This is a genomic window from Mangrovibacterium sp., from assembly GCF_059905295.1.
Genome location: NZ_JBZQJF010000138.1, coordinates 1 through 9896, shown reverse-complemented (window position 1 = coordinate 9896; position 9896 = coordinate 1). Strand labels below are relative to the sequence as shown.

The following is a 9896-nucleotide window of genomic DNA, read 5'->3' as shown; positions in this document are numbered from 1 at the left end:
GCAAAGCGAAGCCATCTCTCGATCCAGCGCACCAAAACAGATCGCTTCGTCCTTCGTCCTACCAATGACAGATTTAATGATTGATGGATTGAAGAGCTACAAGAAAGTGATCAGTCGCACGGGGCAGTAACTCGAAACTCAAAAACCGAAACTTTGTGAATTGCGCTTTCTTACTTCTACATTCCGTATTGGTTATTCGATATTCTACATTTCAAGGATTGCGTCCTACCAATGACAGATTTTATAATAACTGTCATTTCCGCATTATGCCCCATTTATTTGGGGTAAATACTCGCGATGACGACAACTTCGGGCCTTTGGCGCTACTCCCCAACGCTGTCAGAACCTTCGGATGCTGACAGGTTTCACCAACTTGCAGCTTGCAGCTAATAACTTGCAGCCTACCTGCTACTAAACTCACGACTCGTGTCTCACGACTACTTCAGCGCATTATACAAAATCTCTACCGGGTGGAGTGCTTCGTGTCCTGTTCCTTCCAGAATATGATGGCGGCACGAGGTTCCCGGGGCAGCGATAATTTCTTTGGGTAAAGCTTCGCGTACGGCCGGGAAAAGAACCATTTCTCCAATCTTCAGACTAAGCTCGTAATGTTCCTTTTCGTAGCCAAATGATCCGGCCATCCCACAGCACCCGCTTTTGATTTCCGACACTTTATAGTTCGATGGAATCTCCAGCATGCGTCGCGTTGGTGCAGTCGAGGCAATCGCTTTTTGTTGACAATGGCCATGTAGCTTAATATCAACTTTATTTAAGGTAAAGCGATGCTTGTCTATTTTGCCTTTCTCATCCTGTTGGGCTAAGAACTCATCGATGAGCAAGGTATTTTGGGCCAATGCCCGGGCTTTTTCTTTTAGATCCCCCTCCAGCAGATCCGGATATTCGTCGCGGAAGGTCAGCAGGGCAGAAGGCTCGATTCCAACCAGCGGTGTTTTTTCCGAGATTAGGCCGGACAGCATTTCAACATTCTCGCGGGCTATCTCTTTTGCCTTTTTGACCAACCCTTTCGACAGGAAGGTGCGTCCGCTTTCGTGGTGTTTGGGGATTACCACTTCGTAGCCCAGTTTGTTGAGCAGCAGAATTGTTTTGATACCTATGTCGCTTTCATTTTCATTGGTAAACTCATCGGCAAAAAGGTATACTTTCCCGAGACTTTGTCCGTTTATTTCGGTTGGCTTGTGGTACCATTTGCGCAAGCTTTGTTTAGCCAGTTGCGGTACTTGCCGCTCGGGAGCAAAACCAATGAGCTTTTTAAACCAGCTGGCGTTACTTACCTTATTCGTGATTGGGCGAAATGTGCGGCCCAACTTGTAGAGGCGCGGCATGTAAGCAATCAGCTTTGAACGAAGCGGGACACCATGTGCCTCGTAATAATGTTGCAGGAATTCGGCTTTAAATTTGGCCATGTCCACATTCGACGGACATTCGGCTTTGCAAGCCTTACACGACAGGCAAAGGTCCATTACCTGGTAAATCTCTTCGTGATCGAAAGGATTGGCTTTATCCGATCGGGTCAAAAATTCGCGGAGTACATTGGCCCGGGCCCGGGTGGTTTTATCTTCGTCTTTGGTCGCCATGAAGGTTGGACACATGGTTCCGCCAATCAACACACTTTTACGACAGTCGGCCGATCCGTTGCAACGCTCAATAGCTTGCAACATATTTTCACCCATCTTGAATTCCAATGTCGTTTTAACCGTGCGTTGCTGGCCGGCAATAAAGCGCAGGTTCTCGGTGATGGGTGGTGTATCGATAATTTTTCCGGGATTGAGGATGTTATCCGGATCCCAGGTTTTCTTCAGTTTTTTGATGAGCTTATAGTTGTGATCACCCAGCATGAAGGGGATAAATTCACCCCGCAGACGACCATCTCCATGTTCACCACTTAACGATCCGCGGTATTTTTTGACCAGTGCTGCAATTTCTTTCGCAATGGTATGGTAGAGCTCCACATCGTTTTCATCCTTCAGGTTTAACAAGGGACGAAGGTGAATTTCGCCGGTGGCAATGTGGGCATACTTCACACAACTCAGACCATACTTTTCGAGCACTTTGTCGAGTTCGTCCATATAGTCGGGCAGATATTCCGGGGCAATGGCGGTATCTTCAATAACCGTTGTACTGCGTTTGTCACCAGGAATGTTGGACAGAACGCCCAAACCGGCCGTACGCAATGCCCAAACTTTTTTGATATTGTCGTCGCCTTGTACCAGGGGAAAATGATAGCCCACACCTTCAATGCGGCAATCGGCTTCCAGGTCGGCTGCTTTCTGAAGTAATTCTTCCAGGGTGTCGCAGGCCAGTTCAATCATCAGCATGGCAGCAGGATCGCCGGAAATAAAGAAGCGGTTTTTACGCTGTTCAATATTTTCCTTGGTGCAGTTCATGATGATGTCGTCCATCAGCTCAATGGCTGTTGGTTGATGCTTCAGGGCGATCAGGTTGCCGCGGTAAGCTTCTTTTAAACTGGCAAAGTGGGCACAAACCAAACCTCGGTGCGATGGTGGTAACGGAATCAGGTTCAACTTTAGTTTGGTTGAAAATGCCAGGGTTCCTTCACTGCCTGCCAGAAGCTTGCATACGTTTAGCTTTTCGCCGTTCCCGGTAAAAGGATCGGTTTCCAGCAGTACATCGATCGCATAGCCGTTATTGCGGCGTTTTACTTTGGGATCCGGAAATTCCTGTCGTATCTGTTCCTGGTTGTGCTCGCTCGAAAGCGTCTCGTAAATATTTTGGTAAATGCGGGTTTCCAAAAGTGCAGGATCACCCTCGCATTTAGCTTGAAATTCCTCGCTTGTTAAGGCTTTAAATGTAACTGTTGAACCATCGGAAAGGATGCATTCAGCTTCCAACAAGTGATCGCGGGCACTACCGTAAACCAGTGAGTGCAGCCCGCACGAATTGTTACCTACCATCCCGCCGATACAGCAACGATTGGCTGTAGAGGTTTCAGGTCCAAACTGCAGGCCGTGAGGTGCCAGAAACTGGTTCAGCTCCGCCAGGTTTACCCCGGGTTGAACCCATACCCATTGTTCCTCTTTGTTGAACTCCAGGATTTGGTTCATATACTTGGAGATGTCGACAATGATACCCGGACCAACAACCTGGCCGGCTAAGGAGGTTCCCGCTGCCCTTGGGATGACAGAAGTCCCGTTTTCACGGGCAAAGGCAATGATCTCCCGGATATCGGCTTCATCTTTGGGCTTGCATACCGCTTCCGGAATTTCCCGGTACGACGAAGCATCGGTTGCATAAATTACACGCTGTACGTTTTCTGTAAAGAGATCCCCGTGGAGCTTTTCTTTCAGAATATGGAAGGTTTCAACTTGAATCATGGTATATGAGCGTAAAACAAAACAAAAGTAACCAATTAATTTCTGCTTTGCCGAGCTATACTAAATAATAATAGGGGGGCGAAAGTTTAAGAAAAATTAATATTGCAAGGCATTTTGGCGGAATTCGGTATATAGTAGTACAATCGATTGCACAAAGTTCGAACATTTCACCCAAAAATTGGATAAATCTACCTCAATTTGGCCTTCTAATCCAATTAAAAGGGTTTGGTGGGCTTTGGGCTCCGTTTATTTTCCTTATTTTTGCATACGGTAGAATTCAGCCTGAAAGATTCAACTAAAGACTGACCCGTTTTTTGAAATTGTACCCCCTTAGATCATTTTTTATGAAGCCTGAAATGACTTTTTTAGAAAAGGTTTACCGGGATAAGATTTATTAACTAAGAAGGTATTATAAAAATTAGCTCTATACAAATGAAACTACTTGAACGTGTCATTAAAAATGCTCAGGAGTATCAAAAAAGAATCGTTCTTCCGGAAGGATCAGAACCTCGTACTCTGAGAGCCTCAGAAATTATTCTTAAAGAAAATATTGCACGGATTATTCTGTTGGGAAACCCGGCAGAAATCGCCAAAGTTGCCGATGAAATCGGTGTTAACATCAAAGGCGCCGTTATTGTGGACCCAAAAACAGACAGCCGTCGTGACGCTTATGCTGATATGATGGTTGAGATTCGTAAATCAAAAGGATTAGCAAAAGAGAAAGCATTGGCTATGCTGAACGATCCGTTGGTTTTTGCACCAATGATGATCAAAGCTGGTGATGCTGACGGTGAAGTTGCCGGTGCAATCAATGCAACAGGCGATGTTCTTCGTCCTGCTTTCCAGTTTGTAAAAACATTACCGGGTGTTAGCGTTGTATCAGGTGCGTTTATCATGTTTGTAAACGATCCTCACTTCGGACACGACGGAATTCTGATGTTTGCCGACTGTGCAGTAATGCCGGATCCGGATGAAAAGCAGCTGGCCGAGATTGCTGTTACAACAGCAAAAACAGCTAAAGCAATTGTGGGTATGGAACCACGCATCGCTATGTTGAGCTTCTCAACTAAAGGAAGTGCCCAACATCCATTGGTTGACAAAGTTGCCAATGCAACTAAGTTGGCTAAGGAAATGGATGGCAGCCTGAAAATTGATGGCGAAATGCAATTGGATGCTGCTTTGATGCCTGAAGTTGCTAAACTGAAAGCTCCGGACAGCGAAGTTGCCGGACGTGCGAATGTATTGGTATTCCCGGGACTGGAAGCTGCCAATATTGGCTATAAACTGGTGCAACGCCTGGCTGGTGCTGAAGCTATCGGGCCAATCCTGCAAGGTATGGCAGCACCAATCAACGACCTGTCGAGAGGTTGTTCAGCGAGTGATATTGTAAACTTGGTTGCCATCACCTGTAATCAGGCAGCGGCTTTTGAAAAATAAGAAATATGGCGAGCGACACTATTTATGAAGCCATTGAAGAATTTGGCTTAATCAAAAAGGAAAAATCGAGAACCCTGTTTTCAAAAATTGGTATTGTTGGTTGCGGTATTGTTGGTCAAAACCTTGCCCGCGTTGCCAGTTTTTACGGGATCGAAGTTGTATTCATCGAAGTAAGCGAAGAAAAAATTCGCGAAGCTTACCGCAATATTGAAAAAGTTCTTGATCAGCGTATCGAGCACTGGGGGTTAACTTCAGGCGAGAAAAGAGCGATCTTATCTCGTATCAAAGGATCGCTGGATTATAAAGATTTATCAGGTTGCGACTTTGTTGTTGAAGCCATTCGTGCTGTAGACCGTGGTGGTAAACTGAAAGAACGTAAAGCGATTTTCAAGAAAATTGAACAGGTTGTTGATCAGGATTGTATCATTGCAACCAATTCAACTACGATTGTTATCACTGAGCTTTCTTCAGAACTGGAACACAAAGAACGTTGTGTGAGCATCCACTTCCTGATTGCTTCATCAGAAGCGAAAATGGTTGAAGTTGTGAAAGGTCTTTACACTTCAGAAGAAGCTTACGCTAAAGTTTGCAAATTCGTTCAATTGATTAATCGCAAGGTGATTCCTGTAGAAGAATCAGCTGGCTTGATTGCAGTACGGATGTTTGTAGTTGTATTGAATGAAGCTTGCGAGATGTTGATGGAAGGCATTTCGACTATTGAAAATATCGACCAGACTATGCGTATCGGTTTTGGTATGCGTATTAGTCCGTTTGAGATGGCTGATAAAATGGGATTGGACAAAATCGTTCGTTGGATGGATAACATTTACAACGAATTCGGTGATGTTCGTTACAAACCGTCTCCTTATATCAAACGCTTAGTGCGTGCCAAACAACTGGGAGAAGTTACCGGAAAAGGTTTTTACGATTACGATGAGGACGGAAACCGGATCAAGTCAACAGATCAAAAATGCTAAAAAATCAATTGAAATGAAGGTTTTAGTACTAAACTGCGGAAGTAGTTCAATCAAATATCAGCTTTTCAATATGGCCGATCGTCATGTGATCGCAAAAGGTGGAATTGAAAAGCTAGGAATGAAAGGTTCATTCCTGAAACATAAAACAGAAGATGGACAATCAATCGTTTTCGAGGGTGAAATCCTTGATCACAAAGCAGGTGTCGAATATGTATTGGGTGTCCTGACCAGTGAAAAATACGGTTGTTTAAAAACCTTGAATGAAATTGATGCTGTCGGTCACCGTGTTGTGCATGGTGGGGAGTATTTCAGTTCAAGTGAATTCGTTACTGATGAGGTAATCGATGCGTTGGTTAAATGTACCGACCTGGCTCCTCTGCATAACCCGCCAAACATTAAAGGTATTGAAGCGATGGAAGAGCTAATCCCGGGAATTCCCCAGGTAGGTGTATTCGATACAGCTTTCCACCAAACCATGGATCCGAAGGCTTTCATGTACGGAATTCCTTATGTGCTTTACAAGAAATACGGAATTCGTCGTTACGGCTTCCACGGAACCAGCCACCGCTACGTATCGAAACGTGCTTGCGAAATGCTGGGTATCGATTACAACAAGTCTAAAGTTATTTCGTGTCACTTGGGTAACGGTGCGTCAATTGCTGCTGTTCAAAACGGTAAATCGGTTGATACTACCATGGGATTCACTCCGCTTGAAGGTTTGATCATGGGAACCCGCTCCGGAGATTTGGACGTAGGTGCAGCGACTTTCATTATGGAGAAAGAAGATATTGGCTTAAAAACCCTGAATACACTGTTGAACAAACATAGTGGTATGCTTGGATTAACTGGTATTTCTTCGGATATGCGTGAAATTAGAGAAGCTTCATTGCAAGGTAATGAAAAGGCCCTGGAAGCTCTCGATATTTACTGCTATAAGATCAAGAAATTCATCGGATCATATATCGCTGGCATGGGTGGAGCCGATATTGTTTTATTCACTGGTGGTATTGGTGAATTTGCAACTTATGTGCGCGAGAAAGTTTGCTCGGATATGGAATTTATGGGTATCGAACTTGATACTGCTGTAAATGATAAAACTTACGGCGACGAAGGAGTGATCAGTAAAGAAGGCTCTCGTGTTAAAGTGATGGTCGTTCCAACTGATGAAGAGTTGATGATCGCTATGGATACTGAAAAAATCGTTGCTGATAAAGTGAAAGCTTAATGCTGCGATTACTTATAGCTTGAAATAAATAATAAAAGCTGTTATTATATTTTAAAATCCGATACTTTCGAGTGTCGGATTTTTTGTTTTATAGCAGTTCGGTACGCTGTAAAGTATGCGAAATGATTGAGATTAATACGAAATGAAGTGTTAACTTAATTGGCAAAAATACGGTGTCTATGATTACGAAACTTGAAGATTTGCTCAAAGCGGCTCAATCCGGTAAACGCCGGAAAATGGTTTTGGTAAACGGAGTCGATGAACATAGCCTTGCTGCGGCCTCCATGGCTGTCGATTTAGGATTGGTTGAGGTGTTGGTTACCGGCGATAAAAAACAGATTTCCGATATTTGTGCCCGGCTTGTAATTCCCGAAGATCGTTTCGGGATTATTCATGCTGCAAGCGAAGAACAAGCCGCTCGCCTGGCCCTCGAGTTAATTGCCGAGCTAAAGGCTGACTGTTTGATGAAGGGGTTGATTAGCACCGATAAGTACATGCGGGCCTTGTTGAATAAAGAATATGAGATGATTGGCCCCAAAGGTGTATTAAGCCATATCACCGTTTTTGAAAATCCGAACTATCACAAGCTGCTTTTTGTGAGTGATGTTGCCATTATTCCTTATCCCGATTTGAAGCAGAAGGAGGTTATGATCGGGTATTTAATTCAAACAGCTCAAAAGTTTGGTGTTGAAAATCCTAAAGTTGCGCTGATTGCTGCAACAGAACAGGTTCTTCCTTCAATTCCAGCCTGTGTTGAAGCGGCTATGCTCTCCAAAATGGCTGATCGTGGTCAGATCCCAGGAGGAATTGTTGATGGACCGATGGGATTGGATGTTGCAATAGATCAGGAATCAGCAGCTATTAAAAAGGTAAACTCTCCTGTTGCCGGTGATGCTGACTGCTTGCTCTTTCCCAACATTGATGCAGGAAATGTGTTCTATAAAATGGGGGCCAAATTATGCGATTCGAATCAGGCAGCTGTTGTTGTTGGCGCTAAAGTACCGGCAGTGCTGTCATCGCGCGGAGATAGTGTTCAAACCAAATTAAATTCCATTGCCTTGGCTGCTTTGTTGAGCTAAAGTAGGCCTGATTGAAGCTATTGGCGCCATGAAATCAGGACTCAGCTGATGCTGGTTGTCCGATTAAGTATTTAAATTCAATGAAAGAACACCTTATATTAGCGATTAATCCGGGGTCAACATCGACCAAGTTTGCAGTTTATGCCGATGAAACCTGTATTTTAAATCAGACGCTTCGCCATTCGGTGGACGAGCTTTCAGCTTATGCCGATATTATTGACCAGTTTGGTTATCGCAAGGGAATGATTATCGATGCTTTAGTTGAAGATAAAATCGATATCGACCGAATCAAGCACATCATTGGCCGCGGTGGATTGACTTATCCGCTTGAGTCGGGGGTTTACCGGGTTGACCAGCTGATGCTGCAGCATTCTCGCGAAGGTGTTTACGGCAAGCATGCGAGTAACCTGGGACCCATTATTGCTGATTATATTGCTTCCCAAATTCCCGGAGCGCATGCTTATATTGCCGATCCTGTTGTGACCGATGAACTGGAGCCGATTGCCCGGGTAACCGGTCATCCCCAATTTGTGAAACGATCTATTTTTCACGCTTTAAATCAAAAAGCAACAGCGAGGTTACATGCCCGCAAAACCGGGACGCATTACGAGACTTCCCGGCTGATTGTCGTTCATTTGGGTGGTGGGGTTTCGGTTGGTGCCCATTTGAACGGACGTGTGGTTGATGTGAATAATGCGCTGGATGGTGACGGGCCTTTTAGCCCCGAACGGAGTGGCGGACTTCCGGTGGGGCAGTTAATCGATCTGTGTTTTAGCAGACGTTATTCAAAGGATGAAATATACCGCATGGTTGTGGGGGAGGGAGGTTATGTCGCCTACCTTGGAACCAACAATGCCCTGGACGTTCGAAAACGGGCAGAAGCAGGCGATTTGCAGGCTATATTCATTGAACAGGCTTTGGCTTACCAGGTAGCCAAATGTATTGGTGAAATGGCTGCTGTGCTGGCAGGTAATGTGGATGCGATTTTGTTAACCGGAGGAATGGCCTACAATGAAGTTTTGACCTCTTTAATCACCGAGCGCGTTGCTTTCGTTGCTCCGATCTTTATCTATCCAGGTGAGGACGAATTGGCTGCTCTGGCCATGAATGCGCTGATGGTTGCCCGGGGTGAATTAGTCTCTAAAAAGTATAATCCCAAGATGGATTAGTTTCGAAAACACCCGCTCTATTTTTGATTCTTTGCCCGATTAAACAGAAGATATTGTTATCTTTCCATTGCTAAAACTACTTTCATATGAGTGCTTATCTCTTTGTGATCAGCCTTTGTGTTGTTATCATCATTTCATTCCTATTTAATGTTATTGCGCGCAAAACGAATATTCCCAGCGTTCTGCTTTTAATCTTCCTGGGCATGGGCTTGCGGCAATTATTAAACTATGTCGGCATTCAACCCGAATATTTTAATACCCTGGAGGTCCTTGGAATTGTAGGCTTGATTATGATTGTGCTGGAAGCAGCTCTTGATTTACAGCTTAGCAGGGAGAAGTGGCCGATCATTTGGAAATCGCTGGTTATTGCTTTGTTGTCGCTGGTGTTCTCCAGTTTATTGATCGCTGGTGTCATCCAGTTTTTTATCCAGAATATGGGCTTTCTACCGGCCTTGATTTATGCTATTCCGTTTTCAATAATGAGTAGTGCGATCATTATTCCCAGTGTGAATAACCTGGGAAAGTACAAGCGTGAATTTATGATTTATGAAAGTACTTTTTCAGACATTCTGGGTATCATGTTCTTCTATTTTCTGATTGAAAACTTCAACCTGGACGATGCCGGTACAGTTGCGTTGGTACTGAGCGGAAATATC

General features: G+C 44.4%; 7 protein-coding genes. 6 read left to right on the top strand and 1 reads right to left on the bottom strand.

Features of this window, described 5'->3' with window-relative positions:
• Positions 1-437 precede the first annotated feature (437 nt).
• On the bottom strand, positions 438-3353 hold the full coding sequence (locus AC37HE_RS07195; protein WP_500782128.1) for an FAD-binding and (Fe-S)-binding domain-containing protein: 2916 nt from the start codon (positions 3351-3353) through the stop codon (positions 438-440).
• A 432-nt stretch (positions 3354-3785) separates the two neighbouring features.
• Here AC37HE_RS07195 and pta point away from each other — a divergent pair, with 432 nt between their 5' ends.
• From pta to AC37HE_RS07165, 6 genes are all read left to right on the top strand, one after another.
• Positions 3786-4790, top strand: coding sequence for a phosphate acetyltransferase (gene pta, locus AC37HE_RS07190; RefSeq protein ID WP_500782127.1), 1005 nt, complete (start codon positions 3786-3788; stop codon positions 4788-4790).
• A gap of 5 nt (positions 4791-4795) precedes the next feature.
• Positions 4796-5767, top strand: coding sequence for a 3-hydroxyacyl-CoA dehydrogenase family protein (locus tag AC37HE_RS07185; protein ID WP_500782126.1), 972 nt, complete (start codon positions 4796-4798; stop codon positions 5765-5767).
• Between the two features lie 13 nt (positions 5768-5780).
• A complete protein-coding gene (locus AC37HE_RS07180) occupies positions 5781-6992 on the top strand; it encodes an acetate/propionate family kinase (RefSeq protein ID WP_500782125.1) in 1212 nt (403 codons plus the stop codon).
• A 179-nt stretch (positions 6993-7171) separates the two neighbouring features.
• The gene (locus AC37HE_RS07175; RefSeq protein ID WP_500782124.1) at positions 7172-8071 is read left to right on the top strand and encodes a phosphate acyltransferase; all 900 of its coding nucleotides are present in this window, start codon (positions 7172-7174) and stop codon (positions 8069-8071) included.
• A gap of 80 nt (positions 8072-8151) precedes the next feature.
• Positions 8152-9240, top strand: coding sequence for a butyrate kinase (buk, locus tag AC37HE_RS07170; protein WP_500782123.1), 1089 nt, complete (start codon positions 8152-8154; stop codon positions 9238-9240).
• A gap of 86 nt (positions 9241-9326) precedes the next feature.
• Positions 9327-9896 (top strand): cation:proton antiporter domain-containing protein (locus AC37HE_RS07165; protein WP_500782122.1); only part of this gene is annotated, 570 nt, incomplete at its 3' end.

What these genes read in the sequence shown, in the direction of transcription:
- AC37HE_RS07180 (WP_500782125.1), top strand. Translation starts at nt 5,781, where the DNA reads ATGAAGGTTTTAGTACTAAACTGCGGAAGTAGTTCAATCAAATATCAG.
- AC37HE_RS07195 (WP_500782128.1), bottom strand. Translation starts at nt 3,353, where the DNA reads ATGATTCAAGTTGAAACCTTCCATATTCTGAAAGAAAAGCTCCACGGG.
- pta (WP_500782127.1), top strand. Translation starts at nt 3,786, where the DNA reads ATGAAACTACTTGAACGTGTCATTAAAAATGCTCAGGAGTATCAAAAA.
- AC37HE_RS07185 (WP_500782126.1), top strand. Translation starts at nt 4,796, where the DNA reads ATGGCGAGCGACACTATTTATGAAGCCATTGAAGAATTTGGCTTAATC.
- buk (WP_500782123.1), top strand. Translation starts at nt 8,152, where the DNA reads ATGAAAGAACACCTTATATTAGCGATTAATCCGGGGTCAACATCGACC.
- AC37HE_RS07175 (WP_500782124.1), top strand. Translation starts at nt 7,172, where the DNA reads ATGATTACGAAACTTGAAGATTTGCTCAAAGCGGCTCAATCCGGTAAA.